This window comes from Bradyrhizobium sp. LB8.2, assembly GCF_040548035.1.
GTDB lineage: Bacteria > Pseudomonadota > Alphaproteobacteria > Rhizobiales > Xanthobacteraceae > Bradyrhizobium.
This window is the reverse complement of record NZ_JBEPQV010000023.1, coordinates 19,604-42,136: the sequence shown is the minus strand read 5'-3', so window position 1 is coordinate 42,136 and position 22,533 is coordinate 19,604. Positions and strand designations below refer to the sequence as shown.

Here is a 22,533-nt window from a genome sequence, read left to right as displayed (position 1 = left end):
GAGTGAACGACTACCGCGGCAGATCCGTCTTTCCCATCAGGAACGTATCAATCGACCTTGCGCACAGCCGGCCCTCGCGGATCGCCCAGACCACCAGCGATTGCCCACGCCGCATGTCGCCGGCGGTGAACACGTTCGGGCGCGAGGTCTGGTAGTCGAGCGTGTTGGCCTTGACGTTGCCGCGCGGGTCGAGCTCGACTGCGAGCTGCTTGAGCAGGCCCTCGTGCACGGGATGGACGAAGCCCATCGCGAGCAGGACGAGGTCGGCGTCGAGCTCAAATTCGGTGCCGGCGATCGGCTTGAACTTGTCGTCGACGCGCACGCAGTGCAGCTTCTTGACTTGGCCGTTCTCGCCGGAAAACTTCTGCGTCAGCACGGCGAATTCGCGGGCCGCGCCTTCGGCCTGGCTCGAGGACGTCCGCATCTTCAGCGGCCAGTTCGGCCAGGTCAGGCCCTTGTTCTCGTGCTCGGGCGGAGCGGGCATGATCTCGAGCTGGGTCACCGAGAGCGCGCCCTGGCGCAGCGAGGTGCCGATGCAGTCAGATCCGGTGTCGCCGCCGCCGATGACGACGACGTGCTTGCCGCCGGCGAGGATCTCGCTGACGCCGTTGAGCGGCTCGCTGGAGACGCGGCGATTTTGTTGCGGCAGGAAATCCATCGCGTAGTGGACGCCCGAAAACTCGCGGCCGGGGATCGGCAGGTCGCGTGGGGCTTCCGCGCCGCCGGTCAGCGCCACCGCGTCGTACTCGTTGAGCATCTCGCGCGGATCGACATTGCCGTCGACGCCGACATGGCTGTTGTAGTGGAAGGTGACGCCTTCCCCTTCCATCTGCGCCACGCGGCGGTCGATGACGTTCTTTTCCATCTTGAAGTCGGGGATGCCGTAACGCAGCAGGCCACCGGCCTTGGCGAACTTCTCGAACAAATGCACGTCGTGACCGGCGCGCGCGAGCTGCTGCGCGCAGGCCATGCCGGCCGGACCCGAGCCGATCACCGCGACCTTCTTGCCGGTCTTCACGGCCGCCACTTCCGGCTTCAGCCAGCCATTGTCCCAGGCGCGGTCGACGATCGCGCATTCGATGGTCTTGATGGTGACGGGGTTGTCGTCGATGTTGAGCGTGCAGGAGGCCTCGCACGGCGCGGGGCAGATGCGTCCCGTGAACTCCGGGAAATTGTTGGTCGAGTGCAAATTGCGCGAGGCTTCTTCCCAGTTGCCCTGATAGACGAGGTCGTTCCAGTCCGGGATCTGGTTGTTGACCGGGCAGCCGGGCGTTCCCGGCGCGACCGAGCCGGTGCCGTGGCAATAGGGAATGCCGCAGTTCATGCAGCGCGCGGCCTGGTCGCGCGTTTCCTTCTCGGAGAGGGGGACGACGAACTCGTTGTAATGCTTCACGCGCTCGGCGACCGGGATGTACTTGCGGTCATGCCGTTCGATTTCGAGAAAACCCGTGATCTTGCCCATTAAACCCGAAGTCCCTGCCGCTTAAATTCGTTGTGCTTCCCCACCGTCATTGCGAGGAGCGAAGCGACGAAGCAATCCAGTTTATCCGAGGAGAAAGTCTGGATTGTTTCGCTACGCTCGCAATGACCGGCGCTGATATTCCTACGCCCCGATCGCGATTTTCGGCTCGGCGTCCGCGTTGGCGGCCATTTCGCGCAGCGCGCGCCGGTACTCGACCGGCATCACCTTGCGGAATTTGGGCAGCCAGTCCTTCCAATTGGCAAGGATGTCGGCGGCGCGCTTGGAGCCGGTCGCTTTCGCATGACGCGTGATCAGGACGTGCAGCCGCTCGACGTCGGAGGCGAGCAGGTTCTTGAACACGTCCACCCGGCCGTGCGCCTCGAGGTCACCGGAGTGGTTATAGGTGCCGGCGTTGATCAGCTCTTCCGACAGCACCGGCTCGAGCTCGACCATCGCCATGTTGCAGAGCTTGTCGAAGTCGCCGCTCTCGTCGAGCACATAGGCGATGCCGCCGGACATGCCGGCCGCAAAGTTGCGCCCGGTCTTGCCGAGCACGACGACGATGCCGCCGGTCATATATTCGCAGCAATGATCGCCGGCGCCTTCGACCACAGCGACCGCGCCGGAGTTGCGCACGGCAAAGCGTTCGCCGGCGACACCGCGGAAGTAGCACTCGCCATCGGTCGCGCCGTACATCACGGTGTTGCCGACGATGATACTCTCTTCCGGCACGATGGCGCTGTTGGCCGGCGGCTTGACGATGATCCTGCCGCCCGAGAGGCCCTTGCCGACATAGTCGTTGGCTTCACCCTCGAGCTCGAAGGTGACGCCATGCGCGAGCCAGGCGCCGAAGGCCTGGCCGGCGGTGCCCTTGAGGCTGACATGGATGGTGTCATGCGGCAGGCCGGCATTGCCGTAGATCTTGGCGACCATACCGGACAGCATCGCGCCGGCGGAACGGTTGGTGCTGTTGATCCCGGCCTCGATCTTCACCGGCGCGCCGCGGTCGAGCGCAGGCGTTGCCTTCTCGATCAGCGTGCGGTCGAGCACGGCTTCCAGATGATGGTTCTGGCGCTCGGAGTGATAGACCTTCTGGCCCTTCTCTTCCTTCTGCTTGACGAACAGCTTCGAAAAATCGAGCCCCTTGGCCTTCCAGTGCGCAACCAGCCTGGTCTGGTCGAGCAGCTGCACCTGGCCAATCATCTCGTTGAAGGTACGGAAGCCGAGCGAGGCCATGATCTCGCGAACTTCCTCGGCGACGAAGAAGAAGTAGTTGATCACATGCTCAGGCTGGCCGGTGAAGCGCTTGCGCAGGACCGGGTCCTGGGTCGCGACGCCGACCGGGCAGGTGTTGAGATGGCACTTGCGCATCATGATGCAGCCGGCCGCGATCAAGGGCGCAGTGGCGAAGCCGAATTCGTCGGCGCCGAGAAGCGCGCCGATGACGACGTCACGGCCGGTGCGGAAGCCGCCGTCGACCTGGACCACGATGCGGCTGCGCAGCCGCTCGCGCACCAGCGTCTGGTGGGTTTCAGCGAGACCGATCTCCCACGGCGAGCCGGCGTGCTTGATCGAGGTCAGCGGCGAAGCGCCGGTGCCACCCTCGAAGCCCGCGATGGTGACGTGGTCGGCGCGCGCCTTGGCGACGCCCGCGGCCACCGTGCCGACGCCGATCTCCGAGACGAGCTTGACCGAGACGTCGCCCGTGGGGTTGACGTTCTTGAGGTCGTAGATGAGCTGCGCCAGATCCTCGATCGAGTAGATGTCGTGGTGCGGCGGCGGCGAGATCAGGCCGACGCCCGGCGTCGAGTGGCGAACCTTGGCGATGGTCGCGTCGACCTTGTGGCCGGGCAGCTGTCCGCCTTCGCCGGGCTTGGCACCCTGCGCCATCTTGATCTGCATCATGTCGGAGTTGACGAGATACTCCGTGGTGACGCCGAAACGGCCCGAGGCGACCTGCTTGATCGCGGAGCGCATGCTGTCGCCGTTCGGCATCGGCTTGAAGCGGTCGGCTTCCTCGCCGCCTTCGCCGGTGTTCGACTTGCCGCCGATCCGGTTCATGGCAATCGCCAGCGTGGTGTGCGCCTCGCGCGAGATCGAGCCGAAGCTCATCGCGCCGGTGGCGAAACGCTTGACGATGTCCTTGGCCGACTCGACCTGGTCGAGGGCGACAGGCTTGCGCTTCTCTTCGTCCGCGTTCTTGATCCGGAACAGGCCGCGCAGCGTCAACAGACGCTCCGACTGCTCATTGAGGATTTTTGCGAAGGCACGGTAGCGGTCCAGCGAATTGCCGCGCGCGGCGTGCTGGAGCAGCCCGACCGACTCGGCGGTCCAGGCATGGTCCTCGCCGCGGCTGCGGTAGGCATATTCGCCGCCGACGTCGAGCGCGGTCTTGTAGACCAGAGCATCGCCGAATGCGTCGGCATGGCGGCGCACGGCCTCTTCCGCGATCTCGGCGAGACCGACGCCCTCGACGCGGGTGTGCGTACCGGCGAAGAATTTTCCGACGAATTCCGCCTTCAGGCCGATGGCGTCAAAGATCTGCGCGCCGCAATAGGACTGGTAGGTCGAGATGCCCATCTTGGACATCACCTTGAGCAGGCCCTTGCCGATCGATTTGATGTAGCGCTTGACGATCTCGTAGTCGTCGAGTGAGCCGGGCAGGCGGTCCTTCATCGCGATGATGGTTTCGAACGCCAGATAAGGATTGATCGCTTCCGCGCCGTAGCCCGCGAGACAGGCGAAGTGATGCACTTCGCGCGGCTCACCGGATTCGACGACGAGGCCGACCGACGTGCGCAGACCCGTGCGGATCAGATGATGATGCACGGACGCGCAAGCCAGCAGCGACGGGATCGGCACGCGATCGGTGCCGACCATGCGGTCGGACAGGATGATGATGTTGACGCCCTCGCGCACCGCGCTTTCGGCGCGCGCGCAGAGCTCGTCCAGCACCTGGTCCATGCCGGCCGCGCCGAGGCCGGCGTGGAAGGTGGTGTCCAGCGTGCGCGACTTGAAGTGCGACTCGGCGACGTCAGAGATCGAGCGGATCTTTTCGAGGTCCGCGTCGGTCAGGATCGGCTGGCGCGCTTCGAGGCGCTTGGTGGTGGCCATGCCTTGCAGGTCGAACAGGTTCGGCCGCGGTCCAATGATGGAGACGAGGCTCATCACCAGCTCCTCGCGGATCGGGTCGATCGGCGGGTTGGTGACCTGCGCAAAGTTCTGCTTGAAGTAGGTGAACAGCGGCTTGGCCTTGTCCGACAGCGCCGAGATCGGCGTGTCGTTGCCCATCGAGCCCGCGGCTTCCTCGCCAATGGAGGCCATCGGCGTCATCAGGATGGTGATGTCTTCCTGGCTGTAGCCAAACGCCTGCTGGCGATCGAGCAGCGACAGGTTGGAGCGCACGCCGGTGGTCGGGGCCTTCGGCAGCTCTTCCAGCACGATCTGGGTCCGCTCCAGCCACTCCGTGTAGGGATGGCTCCTCGCGAGCTCGGCCTTGATCTCGTCGTCGGGGATGAGGCGGCCCTGCTCGAGGTCGACGAGCAGCATCTTGCCGGGCTGCAAGCGCCACTTGGTGATGATCTGGTCCTCGGGAATCGTCAGCACGCCCATCTCGGACGCCATCACGATGCGGTCGTCCTTGGTGACGAGATAGCGCGCTGGCCGCAGGCCATTGCGGTCGAGCGTGGCGCCGATCTGGCGGCCGTCGGTGAAGGCGATCGCGGCGGGGCCGTCCCACGGCTCCATCAGGGCGGCATGATACTCGTAGAAAGCGCGGCGCTTTTCATCCATCAAGGGATTGCCGGCCCACGCCTCCGGAATCATCATCATGACGGCGTGCGGCAGCGAGTAGCCGCCCTGCACCAGGAATTCGAGCGCGTTGTCGAAGCAGGCGGTGTCCGATTGTCCCTCGTAGGAGATCGGCCAGAGCCGGTTGATGTCCTTGCCGTACAGCTCGGAGCTCACCGAAGCCTGGCGCGCCGCCATCCAGTTGGTGTTGCCGCGCAGCGTGTTGATCTCGCCGTTATGCGCGATCATGCGGTAGGGATGCGCCAGCGACCACGCCGGGAAAGTGTTGGTCGAGAAACGCTGGTGAACGAGTGCGAGCGCGCTCTCGAAATCCTTTTCGTGCAGATCGGGATAGTACTTGCCGAGCTGGTCGGCGAGGAACATGCCCTTGTAGATCACGGTGCGGCACGACATCGAGCAGGGATAATAGCCGGCGAGGCCGCGGTCGCGGCGCTGATAGATCGCCTGCGAGATCGACTTGCGCAGGATGTAGAGCCGGCGCTCGAAATCGTCCTCGGTCTTGGCGGTGCCGTTGCGGCCGATGAACACCTGCATGCAGGCCGGCTCGGTCGGCTTCACGGTGACGCCGAGCGAAGAGTTGTCGGTCGGCACGTCGCGCCAGCCGAGCAGCGTCAGGCCCTCTTCCTTGATCTGGTCGGCGATGATGCTCTTGATGACGTTGCGCCAGGCGGTATCGCGCGGCATGAACAGCGCGCCGATTGCGTATTCGCCCGGATTGGGCAGCGCGAAGCCCAGCTCCTTGGCCTTGCGAGTGAAGAAGGCGTGCGGGATCTGCACCAGAATGCCGGCGCCGTCGCCAGCGCGCGGATCGGCGCCGACGGCGCCGCGGTGCTCGAGGTTGCAGAGGATGCTGAGTGCGTCCGCGACGATCTCGTGGGACTTCTGGCCCTTGATGTTGGCGATGAAGCCGACGCCGCAGGAATCCTTTTCCAGGCTCGGATCGTACAGACCTACCGCCGGCGGGCGTGAGTTGTGTTCCTGAATCGGGTCGCTCGTTTTCGAGGCGAGCGTCGCCGACAGTTGTTCTGCCACGATGTTTCCGCGCTCGACTTGCGACCCGTTCATGTCCTCGTCCTCTCCATGCGGCAAGCTGCCTCACCGCCATCTTCGGCGCACCTTGGGCGTCCCGCGGCACCCGCTTCTGGGTCACCGCTCGTCCGCTCGCGAGCCGCATTTTCTTAAATTCAGGCCAAGGCGTTCTTCGTCCCCGAGAACGGCTTTGCCTGTTGCCTTACTGGCGCTCGAAAGCACCGACTTTCGTTGCAATCCCTATGCCGGAACCGCAAGCAAAATTGAGACAGTCTTCCTGTCCTAACCATCACCTTGCCAAATTTTTGTCTATCACACAAGCGCGTGCAAGTCCCGATTCCCGAGGTGTCAATCACCGCTTTCCGCAAGCCGTGCGGCCCCGGTTTTGAAGCAAACGCGCCCTGATCCGGCCCTGCCGACGCCGAAATCCCCAAGGATGCTTCGGATCGACCCTTCGAAAGGCGCGCCACGCCGCAAGAAGCGAAAGAGCGCGAGACGTTCGGGGGCTGACAGGAGCGTGTCGACCATGAAGTTTTTCACAGGATGTGTGGCCGCTGCCACGCTGGTGCTGGCTGCGACCGCGGCTCAAGCGCAGGTTTTTGCGCAATTTCCGGCGAACGGTATCGGGAGCAGGGCCGCTATTGCGGTGTCGGATTTCGACGGCCCCTATGCGCCATCGGACGCCGCGCCGCCACCGCCGCCGCGTTACGGCCAAGGCTACGGCTACGGCTACGAAGACCGCGGCCCGGCCCCGGTGCTGCTGCCGTCGACCGAGGTCTACGCGGTGCTGCGCGAAAACGGCTTCTCGCCGCTGGGCATCCCGCGCCTGCGCGGCAGCGTCTACACCATCGCGGTGATCGACCGCCGCGGCGAGGACGGCCGGCTGGTGATCGATGCCCGCGACGGAAGAATTTTGCGCTTCATGCCGGCCGCTGACGCCTACGGCATGGCGCCGGCCTACGAGCAGCCCGCGATGGCGCCCGACCGCCCACAAAGCGCGCTGCCGCCACCGACCATGGTCCGCAGTGGCCCGCCACGCCCGCCGGCCCCGATTCCGCATGTCGCTAGCCGCGCCGTACCGGTGCCGAAGGCCGCCCCGCCGCGCGAGGCGCCGGTCGCCGCCAAGCCGGCCGAACCCACGACGCAACAGGCCCAGGCGCCGCAGCCTGCTCAGCAGACGGTGGCCGTGCAGGCCAAGCCCACCGAAGCCGCACCGCAAGCCGCGGCAGCAACCGTCGTTCAGGCCAAGCCGGCTCCCACGATCATGCCGACGCAGGAGATGCCGGCCGCACAGGGACTGGATTAGACCTGAGCAAAACAAAAGCGCCCGAAAACCTCGGGCGCTTTCTCATTGAGCCGATCGCCGGTCAGCTCCGCCCATACCCCGCCGCTTCCAGGATCAGGTTCGCCACTTCCTTCGGGTGCGAGACCAGCGAGAGGTGGCCGGCGTCGAGCTCGACCGTGGTGGCGTTCATGCGCTTGGCGAGGAAGCGTTCGAAATCAGGATTGATGGTGTCGTCGTTCTTCGACACCGCGTACCAGCTCGGCTTGGAATGCCATGCTGCCTCCGTGGTGCGGCCGGCGAAGATCGAGGCGGCCGTCGGCCATTGCACCGCGTAGAGCGCCTTGGCCTGCTCCGGCTTAACGCCGTTGGCGAAGTACTTCAGGAAGGCGTCTTCCGAAAGCTTGGTGTAACCGTCGCGCTCGACGACGCCGGCGCGCACCGGTCCCGCGGGGAATTGCTTGGACAGAGCGACGAAATCCTCGTTGGCATCGGGTGCGCGGGCGGCGACATAGACGAGGCCGGTGACCTTCGGGTCGTTGCCGACCTGGCTGATCACGGTGCCGCCCCAGGAATGCGCAACCAGCACGGTTGGACCATCCTGTTCGGCCAGCGCGCGCTTGGTCGCCTCGACGGAGTCCGACAGCGACGATAGCGGATTCTGCACGGCAGTTACGTTGAGGCCTGCGGCCTGGAGGATCGGGATCACCTCCGACCAGCTTGAACCGTCGGCCCAGGCGCCGTGCACCAGCACGACGTTCTTGGCCTTCACCGTCTGCGGGGTCTGTGCGTGAGCAAGGCTGATGGGAGCGGCCAGCAGGCTCGCGGCGACGAAAAGGCTGCGCCAAAGTGTCATGATCGTTTTCCGTCTTGTTTTGGGTGCGATATCCAAAGGACGGTGTGCGGGGCGGCGGCGTTACGCGTCTTCACCGCTCTGTGATGCAGTGCAAAACGAAAAAACGCCCCGGGGCACCGGGGCGTTTTCGCAACCTGGAAGTGGCGTGAGTGATTTACGCGGCGGCTTGCGCGGCCGAGTTTTCGATCACCTGCGCCTTTGGCGTGCTGCTGCTGATCGAGATTTGGCGGGGCTTCTTGGCCTCGGGAATCTCGCGCACGAGATCGACGTGAAGCAGGCCGTTCTCGAGCGAGGCGTCTTTCACCTGTACAAAGTCCGCAAGCTGGAAGGCGCGCTCGAAGGCACGCGCGGCGATGCCGCGGTAGAGCACTTCGGACTTCGAGTTCTCGTTGGCGACTTTCTCGCCCTTGATCGTCAGCGTGTTTTCCTTCGCGACGATGGAGAGCTCATCCTTGGCAAAGCCCGAAACCGCAACGGTGATGCGATAGTCGTTCTCGCCGGTGCGCTCGATGTTATAGGGGGGATAACCGGGGCTGCCGTCCGAGCTCGTCTGGTCGAGCAGGTTGAAGAGGCGATCAAAGCCGACGGTGGAACGATAAAAGGGGGTCAGATCGTAGGTACGCATGGTCAAGTCCTCCATTGAGCGACTGTTGGAAACCCGCCCGCCAATCGGGCCGGGCTTTCGTCTGTGTGCAGCCTGATGTTCCGGTTCCGAAACACTGGTAGCGGCCTGCACCATGGTGATATGGGTTTTGGGAAACTGCGTTCAAGAGGGCGGCTATCTGCGCCTTTTCGGCGCTCCCGCCCCCTGATTTTCAAAACCTCCGCCCATGACGCTGGTCTCGATTCCGTCCAATCCTGTTCCCAAAGACGTCGTCAGCGGCACCATCAAGACCCCTGATGGCGCCGAGCTGCGCTTTGCGCGCTGGGCACCGCCGGCAAACCGCAAGGGCACGGTTTGCGTCTTCACCGGACGCAGCGAGCAGATCGAGAAATATTTCGAGACCGTGCGCGACCTGCGCGACCGCGGCTTTGCTGTGGCGATGATCGACTGGCGCGGGCAGGGCCACTCCTCGCGCCGCCTGCGGGATCCGCGCAAGGGCTATGTCCGCGACTTCGCCGATTTCGAGATCGACGTCGAGACCTTCGTGCAGCAGGTGGTGCTGCCGGATTGCCCGCCGCCCTTCTTCGCGCTCGCTCACTCCATGGGTGGCACGGTGTTGCTGCGGGTCGCGCATGCGGGCAAGCGCTGGTTCGACCGCATGGTGCTGTCGGCGCCGATGATCGACCTGCCCGGCCGCGCCACCTCGTTTCCGGCGCGGACGCTTTTGAAGACGATGCGCGTGTTGGGGATGGGCGGCCGCTACGTCCCCGGCGGTAGCGACCACATCACCGGGCTCAATCCCTTCATCAACAATCCGCTGACCAGCGATCCCGTGCGCTACGCGCGCAATGCCGCGATCCTTGAGGAGGATCCGACGCTGGGGTTGGCCTCACCGACGGTCGCCTGGGCCGATACCGCCTTCCGCGCGATGAACACCTTCAGAGGCAAAAACTACCCGTCGAAGATCCGTCAGCCGATCCTGATGCTGGCGGCTTCCAGCGACACCGTGGTCTCGACCGCGGCGATCGAGGAGTTCGCCTATCATCTGCGCGCCGGCTCCCATCTCGTGATCGCCGGCGCCAAGCACGAGATCCTCCAGGAGCAGGACCGCTACCGTTCCCAATTCTGGGCAGCCTTCGACGCCTTCGTGCCGGGCACGCCGCTGTTCAAGTGAGGGGGGAGCGACGGCGGTGCGCTGCCTCGGCCCGCTTGGTCGCAAGACCCTCATGGTGAGGAGCGCGGAACGCGCGTCTCCGGACGATGCTTCGCATCGCCGGGCGAAACATGAAGGCCCGGCTCTCGCCCTCGGCCATCCTTCGAGACGCCCGCTTTGTGCGGGCTCCTCAGGATGAGGGCGGCGTGTTCGGGACAGAGCTCGGCTACAGCGTCTTCAGATACTCGATCAGATCGTAGCGCTCGTTGTCGTCCTTGAATACGCGGCCGATGACGCCGGGACGTTTTTCCTCACCCGGTTTGCGCTCGAAGGAATGGCCGAGCACGCTGTTGCCCTGGATCGGATCCTTGTCCGACCCCGCCGAGAACTCGGTTTCACCCGTCTTGCACTTCTCGTCGGCGGTGACCGCAAAGCCGACGGTCACGGGATCATAGTCGCGGCGGCCCATGCAGAATTTTTGCGGACGCTCGCTTGCAGGCTTCAGCAACCAGTAGAGAGACGGCACCGAACCGTTGTGCAGATAGGGCGCGGTGGCCCAGATGCCGTTGAGCGGCCGCGCGCGATAGCGTGCTCCCCCCACCGGATTGAGGCAGTTCTTGCGGGCGAGGTTCCACAATTTCGCCCGCTCGGCGTCCGGAGTCTTCTCGTCGTCCATCCATTTGCGGGCGACCAGGTCCACCACCGTCATGAGTCCGAGCGCATACACCATCTCGGTCGGCGAGCTCGCAGTCGAGACGTCGCATTGCCACCATTTCTGGAGGTCGGCCGTATTCACCTTGAGGAAGCCGGGCACATCGACAATCCTGTTGCTGAGCACGAGCGCCTGTTCGGGGTCCGTCTTGATCTCGTCGAGGGGGATCGTCACCGCGTTCAGGACTTTGCCGTCGCCGCTCGGCTCCCAATGTCCGGAGGACCAGAAAGCCGGAGTGTCGATGGCGGGCAAATGGCATCCGGAACACATCTCGGCGTAGATCTTGCGACCATTGTCGACCTTCTTCTGATCAAGCCTCCAATTGTCGCCGAGGATCTGCGACGGCCATTTCGGCGCCAGCAGGCCTCCGAACTTCGGACCGGTGGAGGGATCAGCCGTCTTGAACGGATCGGGCCCTCTGAGCATGTCCTCGATCCAGCCGAGCGTGTTGATGTGAACCGAGGACCGCCAAATCCTGTCCTCCGGATAGGCGTCGGACAGGTTGAGCAGCGCCGTCACGCCGAGTGCCTCGCCGGCGTTGCGGATCAGCGGCTGCTCGATCGAGGCGTCGTACTGGGCGAACTTGAACCAGGGCACCGTCCAGATCGGAGGGTAGCTGACCGGCGCGTCCTGGGCGTGCAGGTTCTTCTCGAATCCCTTGATCCCGCTCAGCGCCAGGTCCTGCGAAAAGACCTGATTGCCAATGCGATTGAGAGCGTCGAGGCGGCCGAATCCTTCCTCGGTGTCACTCTGCTGCCTGCCGTTCCAGGTCTTCTTGCCTTCAATCGTCTTTTGCTGGATTTTCGCCCAGTCGATCAGGAAATTGCCGATCGCGCTGAGCTTCTGCTTGAGCGCGTCGCGGTCCGTCTTGCTGGCGTCGGGGCCGAGCACGCGATCGGCGAAGCGCTGGAAGCGGAGCGGAACGTAAAGCGTGTAGGCGATCGACAGGCCGGTGGAGAGCTCGAGCTTCTTCAGGTCGGTCATGGCCGGGCCGCCGTCGAACCGGATGTCGATGCCCTGGTAATGGATCTGGCCGGTATGGCAGGCCGCGCAGGTCAGCCCGATCTTGTCCTCTTCGCGTCGGCCCGTCGCGGGATCGCTGACCCCGGTCATCCGCGCGAAGCCGACCGGCAGGCCGTCGACGTTCTCCGCCGGCGTCCATCTGGTCGACCAGTCCGGCGCTTGCGTCGTCTCGTAGACATTGGCGTAGCCGAAGCGGCGCAGTGACGCCGCGTCAGTCTGGATCGACTGCGGGCTTGGGATGAAGCCGTAGCGCTCGAGATAGGCGCTGTCCGTCATCATGCCTGGCCGCGAGAACAGGTGCAGGCGCGGCTGCTCCAGCGCCATGAACCATTCATAGGGTACCGGAAAGGTCGCCGTGCCTTGGCTGGCGTGGTGAAACCAGTGCCTGTCCTTCAGCGACCAGTTTTGCTCGAGCCAATAGGCCGCCTTCGTCTCGGGGACCGTGGGCAGGGGCGGCGGCAGCAGATTCACGAAAATCCCCTTTTGCGGCAGCATGGCGCGGACCTGGTCGGGGAATTCGGCGACGGCAACGAGCAAGACGAGGCCGAGGGTGACGAGCAGGGCCGCTAACTTGAGGGCGCCCCGCACCACGCGCTGGCAGGTCGACAGCGCCGGCTGCGACACGAGCCGCCGGTTGATGCGAGCAGGGAATTGGCGCTCGTTGAACAGCGTGCGCACGTCGGCCACGCTGAGATAGCGGTCCTCCCCCTCGCCCTTGCCCACGATCTTCAGGAGGATCGGCCATTCGAACTTCATCAGCAGGGGGTAGTACCAGCGCGCGGCGCTGCCGGCGCGCTTGAGGTTGTCGCGCATGAAGACGTCGATTTCTGAGGCGTTGAGACCCGGCTCGGAGCCGCCGCCGTTCGGATTCTGGTAATTCCGGCCGAAGCTCGCAAACCGCGCGAGCTCGGCCTCGTCGACCTTGCCGTCGACGCCGAGGACGCGCGAGCCGGCGCCGCGCTTGTCGAGGGGGCCGCCACGCAGCGCGTCGAGCTGAGCGCCCGAAAATGCGCTCTTCAGGATGTGACCGAGACCGTTTGCGATGAGCGCGACCCCGCGGACCTGGATGCGGGCGAAGGCCTTCTTCAGCCCGGTCTCGCCGGTTGCATTTGCAATCGTCTGCGACAGCGTCCCGAGCGGGACAGTCCCGCCGTCAACAAAGCCTTCGCCGACGAGGCCGCGCAGGAATGGACAGGGATTGTTCGGCGAGACCTGGATCGAGGGGTCGAAGGGGGGCTTCGAAGCGGAATCATGCATGGCCCAGAATCCTGAAAACAGCGAATCGTAAAATACAGGCGCGGCGATAGAGCGGGGAAAGTCCTAACAAACCGGCAGTACTTATACTACTTCAGCGTGTAAGGAAGTGTGGTTGAATTCACTGTCGTGTCAATCAAGGTGGACGGAAATTGCCGCGTGGCCGCGGCTGGCCCTCAGGATTCGGCGACGCGTTTCAGGTCGCTCTGGACCAGGGTCAGCTTGCCGAGCGGCACGCCCGCATTCAAGAGTCCGTCGCGGTAATGGGCGAGGTCCTCGGGGCGCTTCCAGTGGAAATTGCGCAAATGACGGTCAACATTTAGAGTCGGGTAGTTACCCATGAGCACGCGGGTCGCCTCGTTCGCCTCGCCCGCCCGCCCCAATTGCGCCAGCGCCGCGGCGCGGATCGCCAGCGCCTGCATGTGGTTCGGGTTGATGTAGAGTTGCTCGCGGGCCCATGACAGGGTCGCGTCATATTGGCCCAGCAGATAGTGGCTGAAGGCATTCAGCGCGGCCCATTGGTAGCGCGGATCGCTGTTGTCGCGCTGCGCTGCCATCGAGAACAGTTCGATCGCCTCGCGGTGCTCGCCGATGACGAAATGGCAGATGCCGAGCACGCCGCGCGCGCCGTTGTCGTAGGGGTTGAGCGCGACCGCGCGCTTGGCGGCGTCCATCGCGGCCTCGTAATGCCCCTCCAGCGCGTGGGCCCAGGACAGGATCGAGAATGCAAATGACGAGCGTGGATCGAGCCGGACGCTGGTTTCGGCAAGCTTCATCGCCTCGGCCCACATCTCGCGCGTGCCCTTGACCCAGCCGAACTGGATGCTCTGGATCTGGATCGTGGCGAGATAGGCGTGCGCGATCGACAGCTTCGGATCAACCGCGATCGCCTCCCTGAACAGGGCGACGGCGAGGTTCAAATCCTCCTTGGTCTGCCGGTAGTAGTGCGACAGCCCCTTGAGGAAGCGGTCCCAGGCGGTCACGTCGGTCGAGAGCCGTGCCGGCGCCGAGGCTTCGGCCCGGACGATCTCGGTGGCGATGGCGGCGGACAGGTTCGTCGTAATCTCGTCCTGCATCGCGAAGAGATCGCCGATGTCGCGGTCGTAGCGGCCGGTCCAGAGCTGCTCGCCGGTCTCCGGCGCGATCAACTCTGCGGTGACGCGGATCTTGGCTCCGGCGCGCCGCACCGAACCCTGGATCAAATAGGTCGCGTCGATCTCCCGCGCGATCAGGCGAGTGCTGACATTGTTGCCCTTGAAGGCAAAGGTCGAGTTACGGCTCAGCACGCGATAGAAGGATTGCAGCGACAGCGCGTGGATCAAGTCCTCGGTCAGGCCGTCGGAGAAATATTCGTCCTGGGCGTCGCTGAGATTGGCGAAGGGCAGCACGCCGACGATGGCGGTCCGGTACTGCTGCGAGAGGGCGGATGTCTCCTTCAGCGCGGGCGCAAGCGCCGATGCGCCCTCGTGCGTCCAGGTCCAGACGCCGACCGGATCCTTGATGTTCTTGAAGCGGTGGTTGCCGGCATCGGCCATCGGCACGGCGAGATGCTTGCCTGCCTCCTGGTAGGCTTTGGCCGATATCGCAAAGCCGCCGGGGCTGGCCACGGATTCGAGGCGGACGGCAATGTTGACATCGTCACCGAAGACCTCGTCCTCGTCGGCGATGACGTCGCCCATATGGATGCCGAGCCGGAACTGCATCGCACGATCGGCTGGCAGATGATGGTTACGCTCCGCCATCAGCGTCTGCATCGCGATTGCGGCTTCGGTGGCGCCGACGATGCTCGGGAACTCCAGCAGGAAGCCGTCGCCGGTGTTCTTCACGACGCGGCCGCCGTGATTGAGGATGATGGGGTGGATCGCGCTGCGATGGGCCTTGAAGGCGGCATGGGTGCCGGCCTCGTCGCTGCCCATCATGCGCGAATAGCCGGCGACATCGGCGCAGATGATGGCGGCCAGACGTCTTTCCATATTCCGGAGCTCCAAGAGACTTGCAAGAGACTTGGAAGAGATCGAGGACCGGCCACGCCGTGGCAGTCGCCTCGAATCCCGCATTCAAGAACCTGCCTTTATAGAGCAGATGAGGCCGAGCGAAAGTATGATCCGCATTGCAAATTCGAGCTAAATGCTCCGCAATCCCGGCGATGGACGGGGACGAGCGAACCGACTAAGCCGGCCCCTGAGGCGACGGCTCGGCGGCGGAGGCACCTCACAGATGCTGGGCATTCACGAAATCTGGCTTTTCGTCCTGTCGGGCGTGCTGCTCAACATCACGCCGGGGCCTGATACGGTCTATGTGATCGGCCGCAGCATGCAGATGGGGTGGCGAGGCGGTGCCGCTGCCGCGCTCGGCATCAGCTGCGGCTGCTTTTTCCATGTCGCGGGCGCGGCGATCGGCCTTTCGGCCCTGCTGATGGCCTCGTCGACCGCGTTCTCGATCCTGAAGCTGGTCGGTGCGGCCTATCTCGTCGTGACCGGGCTCCAGATGCTGTGGTCGCGCCCGGTACTGGCATCGGCCATCGACGAGCCGGTGCGGAGCTCGCTGCGGCGGGTTTTCCTCCAGGGCGTCTTCACCAACGCGCTCAATCCCAAGGTCGCGCTGTTTTTCCTGGCCTTCCTGCCGCAATTCGTCGCAGCCGACGCGCCGCACAAGCCGCTCGCCTTCCTGACGCTCGGCCTGATCTTCATCTGCACGGGAACGCTGTGGTGTCTGGTACTGGCGGCGTTCGCGGCCAAGGCCGCCCACCGCTTGCGGACCTCCGAGGGCGCGATCGCCTGGGTCAACCGCGCGCTCGGCGGCCTCTTCATCTATCTCGGCATCCGCGTCGCCATGCTGGAGACGCGGTAACTTTTTCTACGCGAACTCTTTCAGCAGCGCGCTGCCGGCGAGATAGAGGCCGAGCAGGATCATCGCGATCAGGAACCAGCGGCGAAACGCTTCGGCCGGCATCCGCGCCCGCACCGACTGGCCGATGTACATGCCGGCAAAGGCCATGGCCATGCCCACGGCGCCCGGCACGGCATTGGCCGGCGTCAGCAATCCTCCGGCCGTGAGGTTGAAGGCGAGCGCCAGAGTGGCTGTCGTGAAGAACACGCCGAGCGCCTGCACCAGCTCGTCCTTCTCCATGCCGATCGCCTGCATGAACGGCATCGAGGGGATCACCTGCACGCCCGTCGAGGCCGAGATCACGCCGGTGATCACCCCGACTACGCCGCCGACCCATTTCTCGTTCTTCGGCGCGACCCGGAACTGGAATTTGTTCAGCCCGATGATCGCGTAGATGACCAGGAGGACGCCGAGCACGATCGTGCCGTAGCGCGCATGGGGACCGGTCAGCGCGCCGGCATTGAGCCAGCAGCCGATCACGGTGCCGATCATCAGCGGCCACAGCCGCCTCAGGATGTCACGCAGATGGGGGCCAACGAAGGTCTGCCAGATGTTGGTGACGATCGCGGGCACGATCACGATGGCGATCGCGCGGCTCGGCGCCATGCTCACGGCGAGCAGGCCCATGGATACGGTCGGCAGTCCGAGCCCGACCACGCCCTTGACGAATCCGGCGATCAGGAAGACGGCGGCGATGAGAATGAGGAGCGGGTCGATCATATCTGCACATTGACCGAAGCCGCGCCCGGGCACAATCTGGAGGTTACGGAGAGTGCCTTCGTTCATGACGAAGGCTGAGGGGAGAAACCTGCCATGCGCTTCGACCTCATCGACCTCCAGCTGTTCATCGCGGTCGCCGACGAGCGCAGCATCACCCGTGGCGCCGAGCGGTCGCATTTGGCGCTGGCCTCGGCCAGCGCGCGCATCAAGAGGCTCGAGGACGCGCTCGGCGTCGCGCTGCTCAAGCGCGGGCGCCGCGGTGTCGAGTTGACCGCGGCGGGCGAGAGCCTGCTCGATCATGCGAGGCTCGTCATGCACCAGATCGACGCCATGCGCGGCGATCTCGCCGGCTTTGCCAGCGGCGCGCGGGCGAGCGTGCATTTCCTCGCCAACACCTCGGGTCTGTCGGAGCATCTGCCCAAGGCTCTCGCCGGCTTCCTGCGCGAGCATCGCGACGTCGCCATCGACATCGAGGAGCGCGAGAGCACCGACATTGCGGCTGCGATCACCGCCGGTGCTGCCGATCTCGGCTTCGCCGCCGAGCATGCGCTGCCCGACCATATCGAGCGCTTCGTCTTCAGCGAGGACCGCCTGATGCTGGTGACTTCCAAGCGCGGCCCGTTCGCTGGCCGCCGCCAGATCGATTTTCATGAGGCGGGGGATTGCGAGTTCGTCGGGCTAACCGGCGCCACTGCGCTTCAAGTGCATATTTCGAAGCACGCTGCGCGGCTCGGCATGCGTCCGCATTTCCGCGCGCGGCTGCGCGATTTCGACGCGATCTGCCAGATGGTCGCCGCCGATGTCGGCGTCGCGCTGATGCCCGAAGCCGCCGCCCGCCGCTGCGCAAAGCTGATGCCGCTCGCCATGGTCCGCCTGCGCGACGCCTTCGCCAACCGAAGGCTCGTGATCTGCGCGCGCAGCTTCAAGACATTGTCACGGCCGGCGAAGATGCTGGTGGAGCATTTGAGGGCGACGGCGGCGGTGTGAACTCTGCGCTACTTTGCCGTCTCCACCCCGGCGTCCTTGATCACCTTCGCCCATTTCTTCGTCTCGTCCGCGATGAACTGCCGAAAATGCTCCGGCTCGTCGCCGACCAGCGTTGCGCCTTGGGCGGCGAGCTTCTCCTTCACCGCGGGATCCGCCATCGCCTTCGTGGCGAGACCATGCAGTGCTGCGACGATCTCCTTCGGCGTGCCCTTCGGCGCGACCATGCCGTACCAGTTCTCGATGCGCAGGTCCGCAAAGCCCGCTTCCGCGGTGGTCGGGACGTCAGGCGCGGTGGCGGAGCGCTCGGCCGAGCCGACCGCGATCGGCCGCAGGGCGCCGGCCTTGACCTGCGGCAGCAGCACGGGGAGATCCAGGAACGTCATCTGCACCTGTTGGCCCAGCAGATCGTTCACGGCGGGCGCCGCGCCGCGATAAGGCACGTGCACGATGTCGATCCTGGCCGTCAGCTTGAACAATTCACCGGCCAGATGCGGCAGGCTGCCGGGGCCGGAGGAGGCGAAGTTGAGCTTTCCGGGCTGCGCCTTGGCGAGCGCGATCAGCTCGCCGATGTTTTTGGCCTCTACATTGGTGGCGACCACGAGCATTTCCGGAACGGTTGCGACCAACGTCACCGGCGTGAGGTCGTTGAGCGTATCGTAGGCGACCCGCTCCATGCTCGGGCTAATCGCCAGTGCGCCGGCGCTGGAGATGGCGATGGTGTAACCGTCAGGCGCAGCCTTGGAGACGGCGTCGGTGCCGAGCACGCCGCCCTGGCCGCCGCGATTGTCGATCAGCACCGGCTGGCCCGACAGCTCCGACATGCGCTGGCCAATCACCCGCGCGATGATGTCGTTGGGGCCGCCGGCCGGGAACGGCACGATCAGCTTGATCGGTTTGGCCGGGAAATTCTGCGCGGAGACGAGCGTCGGAAACAGAAGCAGGGTTGCGAGAAGGAGCGTACGCCGGTTCGTCATGCAGGCTCCTTGTGCGGCCTATCCGTTGAGTAGTTTCAGTGCTTCTTCATGAACCCTGGCGTCGCCGGCCGCGATGATGCGGCCGCCGCCCTGCGCCGGCTTGCCTTCCCAGGTGGTGACGACGCCGCCGGCGCCGGTCACGATCGGGATCAGGGCCGCGATATCGTAAGGCTTCAACTCGGTTTCGACCACGAGATCGACGTGGCCTGCGGCCAGCATGCAATAGGAGTAGCAGTCACCGCCATAGCGCGAGAGACGTGCGCCCTTCTCGATGCGGCCGAAGATGGCGCGGTCGCGCTCGTTCATCAGCAGCGGGCTGGTGGTGTAGGTCGTCGCTTCCGAGAGCGAAGCACAGCGGCGGACCTGGAGCCTTCGCTCGCCGGAAGGGCCTTTATAGGTGGCCGAGCCGTTGTCGCCGGAAAAGCGTTCGCCGATGAAGGGCTGGTGCATCATGCCGTACACCGGCGCGCCCTTGTGCAAGAGCGCGATCAGCGTGCCCCAGATCGGAAAGCCGCCAATGAAGGATTTGGTGCCGTCGATAGGGTCGAGCACCCAGACATAGTCGGAGTCCTCGCGCTCGTTGCCGAACTCCTCGCCGACGATGCCGTGCTGGGGGAAGCTGGCCTTGATCAGCCGCCGCATCACCGCCTCCGCGGCGCGGTCGGCCTCTGTCACGGGGTCGAAATCCTTGGTCTTGCTCTTGTCGTCGATCGACAGGGAAGTGCGGAAGAACGGCAGGATGGTTTCGCCGGAGACGGTGGCGAGCCGTTCGATGAAGGCGGAGAAGTCGATCACCGTCACGGCGCATCCTCAAAACGAAAGTCGGGTGAAGCTCACTCCTGCCTAGCTCAAATCGGAGGGATCGTGCAGCGCTGTCTTGCTTTCGCACCCTGGTATTTTGGATGCCGGAAGCGTTCGCCTCGTCAAAGACCACTCACTGGGCAAATATCGATCATTGAGTTGAAACCTTAGTTCCGGATCTGCCTCGTTCGTATGCAAATGACTATCAACCCATTGAATTTCCTTATCAAAGGAACTGAATCTGGGTTTCTCTAGAAGCAACCGAGCTATGTCCTCATTGCATGGGAAACCGCTCGAAAGCCCTTGCACTTTGTGCGTCGCGGCCGCATATTGTTGCGGTGCGGTAGCGCTTCTCGCGTTACTGCTGCCCTCCTTGGGCGTTTCCTCCCTAGACTTGGGCCGCTTCTTCATCAGAAGCGGCCCTTTTTTCTTTCAGCCTTTTTTCTTTCAGCCCTTGGCTTTCATTTCAATACGCGCCGCGAAACGCGTTCGCGCTTGATCGACCCAGCACAATCGTTCGAAGAAAACGTCGCGCCTATTCGGCCGCGGCCTGGAACGGGCCGAGATCGCCGAACGGGATCGTGGTCGCCAGCACGTCGGCGAGCACGCCGAAGTCCGACGCCACTTGCGCAAAACGCGGACTGCGCTCGCGCCGCCGCTCGTCCATGTAGATCGCGCGGTTGAGTTCGAGCTGCACGGCGTGGAGGCCGCTGGCCGGGTTGCCGTAATGCTCGGTGATGAAGCCGCCCGCATAGGGCTTGTTGCGGCCGATCGAATAGCCGAGCCCGGTCATGGTCTCCTCGACCCTGTCGGGCAGGAGCGGCGTGCAGCTCGTGGCGTAGCGGTCGCCGATCACGATGTCGGGCCGCCGTGGCTCGTCGCGGGAGACGCCGACCGAGGGCATCGAGTGGCAGTCGACCAGCACCACGGTGCCGAACATCTGGTGCACCTTGTTGATCAGCCGGCGCAGCGCGCGATGGTAGGGCTTGTAGAGCGTCTCGATCCGCGCCAGCGCATCTTCAACCAGGATGCGGTCGCGATAGATCTCCTGGCCGTCGCCGACCACGCGCGGAATGGTGCCGAGCCCTCCGGCAACCCGCATCGAGCGGGTATTGGCGAAGCTCGGCAGGCGCCCGGTGAACATCCGGGGATCGAGCTCATAGGGCTCGCGATTGACGTCGACATAGGAGCGCGGAAAGTTGACCCGCACGGTCGGAAAGCCGCGCTCGCTCAGATGCGCGATCAGCTCGTCCATGAAAGAGTCTTCGGACCGCCGCAGCTGCGGCAGGTCGATCCGCGATGCCGCGAGGAATTCGTCCGGATAGGTCGAGCCGGAATGGGGCGAGTTGAAGATGACAGGCGCGCGCCATTGCGCGGGCTCCACGATCTCGAACGCTGGCGACATGTCGCCGTCAAACCGGGTCATCTTCTTAGGCTTCGTCCCTTGTTCTCAGGCTTCGTCCCTTGGCGCCGCAGGATCCGGAAAAGGGGCCAGATCGAATTGATTCGGCCGATCGAGCGGCTGTTATGTGTCGTCATTGTCCGGAATCGCAACCATCCTGCCAAGCGAAAAGATGTGATCTGCGCTGGAACATGTCTTAACCCTGCGGGCATCGAGATGGGGATCGACCAACGCGACTTGATTGCTTCGAGCCGCATTCGGGTTCACAAGGGAGCCGCGCCGGTCGGGCCAGGGTAAAGATTTTCACCCGAAATTTACCCTCTGTCGGGCTTAGTGACCTCTGCTGATGCCTTGTAATTGTCTTGGGGATTCGACGTTCCAGCCATGCCAAAAATCCTGCTCGCCGAAGACGACAACGACATGCGCCGTTTCCTGGTCAAGGCGCTGGAAAACGCCGGTTTTCAGGTCTCGTCCCATGACAACGGCATGGCCGCTTATCAGCGGCTCCGGGAAGAGCCGTTCGAGATGCTGCTCACCGACATCGTGATGCCGGAGATGGACGGCATCGAGCTCGCCCGCCGGGCTTCGGAACTCGACCCCGACATCAAGATCATGTTTATCACTGGCTTCGCCGCGGTCGCCCTGAACTCGGATTCGGACGCCCCCAAGAACGCGAAGGTGCTGTCCAAGCCCGTGCATTTGCGCGAATTGGTCAGCGAAGTGAACAAGATGCTGGCGGCCTAAATCGGCCCCCTTCCGTCCTTGCACCGGCTCTCCTGAGCCGTTATAGGGTCCCGACCCGATCTAGACGACATCTAGGGCGCGTAGCTCAGCGGGAGAGCACTACCTTGACATGGTAGGGGTCACAGGTTCGATCCCTGTCGCGCCCACCATCCTTCGCTCGCGGTACCGAGTGAAGGATGCCTTGCCGAAGCCCAGCAGGCATCGGCCAAGTCCAAACAACCGAACGTGTGCGGCCCGCGCAGCCCGGACTACGCTTCACGAGATCCGGAAATCTCGTCATCCGGCACGAAACCCCGATTACGCTTCGTCCGATCCGGGCTACGATGTGGCCTCAGATACGAGGCCGCCCATGAGCGTTTCCGTCATCGAACAGGCGAAGATTCAGGCGCAAGTCCTGGTGCCGCTGGTGAAGGCGCTCCAGGCCGAACTCGGCGAGGCGCGCGCCAACGCGCTGGTGCGCACCACGCTCGGCAATCTGTATCGCGGCTACGGCGAGGAATTCTGGAAAGCCAGGAACGAGACCGATCTCGGCAAGGCCGTATCATCGGCGTTCAGGGCCTATGCCCGTGACGACGCGCTCGCTTATGACGTCATCGAGCAGACTGAGGACGTCTTCGCGTTCGACGTGACGCGGTGCGCCTATGCCGAGTTCTACAAGGCGCTGGGCGAGCCGGAGCTCGGCTTTCTCCTGGTCTGTACCGCCGATTTTGCGACCGCAGAAGGGTTCGGCCCCGACGTCGCGCTGACGCGGACGCAGACCATCATGCAAGGCGCGCCTCATTGCGATTTCCGCTACCGGCGCGATCCGGTCGGACCACGGTGAAGGGAATG

Annotated in this window: 16 protein-coding genes and 1 tRNA gene; 7 read left to right on the top strand and 10 right to left on the bottom strand. The window is 64.3% G+C overall.

From position 1 onward, the window contains the following. Positions 1-10: 10 nt before the first annotated feature. Both ABIB06_RS25315 and gltB read right to left on the bottom strand, forming a co-directional pair. A complete protein-coding gene (locus ABIB06_RS25315; protein ID WP_354050744.1) occupies positions 11-1,462 on the bottom strand; it encodes a glutamate synthase subunit beta in 1,452 nt (483 codons plus the stop codon). A gap of 141 nt (positions 1,463-1,603) precedes the next feature. Then, positions 1,604-6,337, bottom strand: coding sequence for a glutamate synthase large subunit (gltB, locus tag ABIB06_RS25310; RefSeq protein WP_354050746.1), 4,734 nt, complete (start codon positions 6,335-6,337; stop codon positions 1,604-1,606). Between the two features lie 490 nt (positions 6,338-6,827). Here gltB and ABIB06_RS25305 point away from each other — a divergent pair, with 490 nt between their 5' ends. Beyond that, positions 6,828-7,607 (top strand): hypothetical protein, encoded by a 780-nt coding sequence (locus ABIB06_RS25305; protein WP_354050748.1) that lies wholly within the window; start codon positions 6,828-6,830, stop codon positions 7,605-7,607. A gap of 61 nt (positions 7,608-7,668) precedes the next feature. On the opposite strand, the gene ABIB06_RS25300 is transcribed toward ABIB06_RS25305, so the two are convergent. Both ABIB06_RS25300 and ABIB06_RS25295 read right to left on the bottom strand, forming a co-directional pair. Continuing rightward, a complete protein-coding gene (locus tag ABIB06_RS25300; RefSeq protein WP_354050750.1) occupies positions 7,669-8,439 on the bottom strand; it encodes an alpha/beta fold hydrolase in 771 nt (256 codons plus the stop codon). 154 nt (positions 8,440-8,593) lie between these two features. Then, a complete protein-coding gene (locus ABIB06_RS25295; protein ID WP_247445457.1) occupies positions 8,594-9,064 on the bottom strand; it encodes an Hsp20 family protein in 471 nt (156 codons plus the stop codon). Between the two features lie 205 nt (positions 9,065-9,269). Between ABIB06_RS25295 and ABIB06_RS25290 the strand changes: the two genes are divergently transcribed. Further along, positions 9,270-10,217 carry an alpha/beta fold hydrolase gene (locus ABIB06_RS25290; protein WP_354050752.1) on the top strand — a complete coding sequence of 316 codons (948 nt, stop codon included), beginning with the start codon at positions 9,270-9,272 and terminating at the stop codon, positions 10,215-10,217. Between the two features lie 205 nt (positions 10,218-10,422). Here the strand turns inward: ABIB06_RS25290 and ABIB06_RS25285 are convergent, their stop codons facing one another. Both ABIB06_RS25285 and ABIB06_RS25280 read right to left on the bottom strand, forming a co-directional pair. Next, entirely contained in the window at positions 10,423-13,188 is a 2,766-nt protein-coding gene (locus ABIB06_RS25285; protein ID WP_354050754.1) for a di-heme-cytochrome C peroxidase, read from the bottom strand. A 173-nt stretch (positions 13,189-13,361) separates the two neighbouring features. Next, positions 13,362-15,158 (bottom strand): adenylate/guanylate cyclase domain-containing protein, encoded by a 1,797-nt coding sequence (locus tag ABIB06_RS25280; RefSeq protein ID WP_354050756.1) that lies wholly within the window; start codon positions 15,156-15,158, stop codon positions 13,362-13,364. Between the two features lie 244 nt (positions 15,159-15,402). On the opposite strand from ABIB06_RS25280, the gene ABIB06_RS25275 reads away from it, so the two are divergent. Then, the gene (locus ABIB06_RS25275; RefSeq protein WP_354050758.1) at positions 15,403-16,035 is read left to right on the top strand and encodes a LysE family translocator; all 633 of its coding nucleotides are present in this window, start codon (positions 15,403-15,405) and stop codon (positions 16,033-16,035) included. Between the two features lie 6 nt (positions 16,036-16,041). On the opposite strand, the gene ABIB06_RS25270 is transcribed toward ABIB06_RS25275, so the two are convergent. Further along, positions 16,042-16,794: a sulfite exporter TauE/SafE family protein gene (locus tag ABIB06_RS25270; protein ID WP_354050760.1), complete on the bottom strand. Its 753-nt coding sequence runs from the start codon at positions 16,792-16,794 to the stop codon at positions 16,042-16,044. Between the two features lie 93 nt (positions 16,795-16,887). On the opposite strand from ABIB06_RS25270, the gene ABIB06_RS25265 reads away from it, so the two are divergent. Continuing rightward, positions 16,888-17,781, top strand: coding sequence for a LysR substrate-binding domain-containing protein (locus ABIB06_RS25265; RefSeq protein ID WP_354050762.1), 894 nt, complete (start codon positions 16,888-16,890; stop codon positions 17,779-17,781). 8 nt (positions 17,782-17,789) lie between these two features. Here ABIB06_RS25265 and ABIB06_RS25260 read toward each other — a convergent pair whose 3' ends face one another. The 3 genes from ABIB06_RS25260 to ABIB06_RS25250 form a co-directional block, all read right to left on the bottom strand. Beyond that, on the bottom strand, positions 17,790-18,755 hold the full coding sequence (locus tag ABIB06_RS25260; RefSeq protein WP_354050763.1) for a Bug family tripartite tricarboxylate transporter substrate binding protein: 966 nt from the start codon (positions 18,753-18,755) through the stop codon (positions 17,790-17,792). A gap of 18 nt (positions 18,756-18,773) precedes the next feature. Continuing rightward, positions 18,774-19,556, bottom strand: coding sequence for a histidinol-phosphatase (gene hisN / locus ABIB06_RS25255; RefSeq protein WP_354050765.1), 783 nt, complete (start codon positions 19,554-19,556; stop codon positions 18,774-18,776). Between the two features lie 535 nt (positions 19,557-20,091). Beyond that, entirely contained in the window at positions 20,092-20,982 is an 891-nt protein-coding gene (locus ABIB06_RS25250; protein ID WP_354050767.1) for an N-formylglutamate amidohydrolase, read from the bottom strand. Between the two features lie 360 nt (positions 20,983-21,342). On the opposite strand from ABIB06_RS25250, the gene cpdR reads away from it, so the two are divergent. The 3 genes from cpdR to ABIB06_RS25235 all read left to right on the top strand — a co-directional run bounded on the left by cpdR (position 21,343) and on the right by ABIB06_RS25235 (position 22,525). Continuing rightward, positions 21,343-21,702 (top strand): cell cycle two-component system response regulator CpdR, encoded by a 360-nt coding sequence (gene cpdR, locus ABIB06_RS25245; protein WP_007597092.1) that lies wholly within the window; start codon positions 21,343-21,345, stop codon positions 21,700-21,702. A gap of 74 nt (positions 21,703-21,776) precedes the next feature. After that, positions 21,777-21,851 (top strand) — tRNA-Val (locus ABIB06_RS25240). Positions 21,852-22,051: 200 nt separating this feature from the next. Further along, positions 22,052-22,525, top strand: a complete 474-nt coding sequence (locus ABIB06_RS25235; protein WP_354050768.1) for an L-2-amino-thiazoline-4-carboxylic acid hydrolase — start codon at positions 22,052-22,054, stop codon at positions 22,523-22,525. Positions 22,526-22,533 lie beyond the last annotated feature (8 nt).

Coding starts and splice junctions, on each gene's coding strand:
- ABIB06_RS25300 (WP_354050750.1), bottom strand. CDS start 8,439: ATGACACTTTGGCGCAGCCTTTTCGTCGCCGCGAGCCTGCTGGCCGCT.
- ABIB06_RS25275 (WP_354050758.1), top strand. CDS start 15,403: ATGCTGGGCATTCACGAAATCTGGCTTTTCGTCCTGTCGGGCGTGCTG.
- ABIB06_RS25280 (WP_354050756.1), bottom strand. CDS start 15,158: ATGGAAAGACGTCTGGCCGCCATCATCTGCGCCGATGTCGCCGGCTAT.
- ABIB06_RS25290 (WP_354050752.1), top strand. CDS start 9,270: ATGACGCTGGTCTCGATTCCGTCCAATCCTGTTCCCAAAGACGTCGTC.
- ABIB06_RS25305 (WP_354050748.1), top strand. CDS start 6,828: ATGAAGTTTTTCACAGGATGTGTGGCCGCTGCCACGCTGGTGCTGGCT.
- cpdR (WP_007597092.1), top strand. CDS start 21,343: ATGCCAAAAATCCTGCTCGCCGAAGACGACAACGACATGCGCCGTTTC.
- ABIB06_RS25315 (WP_354050744.1), bottom strand. CDS start 1,462: ATGGGCAAGATCACGGGTTTTCTCGAAATCGAACGGCATGACCGCAAG.
- ABIB06_RS25285 (WP_354050754.1), bottom strand. CDS start 13,188: ATGCATGATTCCGCTTCGAAGCCCCCCTTCGACCCCTCGATCCAGGTC.
- gltB (WP_354050746.1), bottom strand. CDS start 6,337: ATGAACGGGTCGCAAGTCGAGCGCGGAAACATCGTGGCAGAACAACTG.
- ABIB06_RS25250 (WP_354050767.1), bottom strand. CDS start 20,982: ATGACCCGGTTTGACGGCGACATGTCGCCAGCGTTCGAGATCGTGGAG.
- ABIB06_RS25295 (WP_247445457.1), bottom strand. CDS start 9,064: ATGCGTACCTACGATCTGACCCCCTTTTATCGTTCCACCGTCGGCTTT.
- ABIB06_RS25235 (WP_354050768.1), top strand. CDS start 22,052: ATGAGCGTTTCCGTCATCGAACAGGCGAAGATTCAGGCGCAAGTCCTG.
- ABIB06_RS25270 (WP_354050760.1), bottom strand. CDS start 16,794: ATGATCGACCCGCTCCTCATTCTCATCGCCGCCGTCTTCCTGATCGCC.
- ABIB06_RS25260 (WP_354050763.1), bottom strand. CDS start 18,755: ATGACGAACCGGCGTACGCTCCTTCTCGCAACCCTGCTTCTGTTTCCG.
- ABIB06_RS25265 (WP_354050762.1), top strand. CDS start 16,888: ATGCGCTTCGACCTCATCGACCTCCAGCTGTTCATCGCGGTCGCCGAC.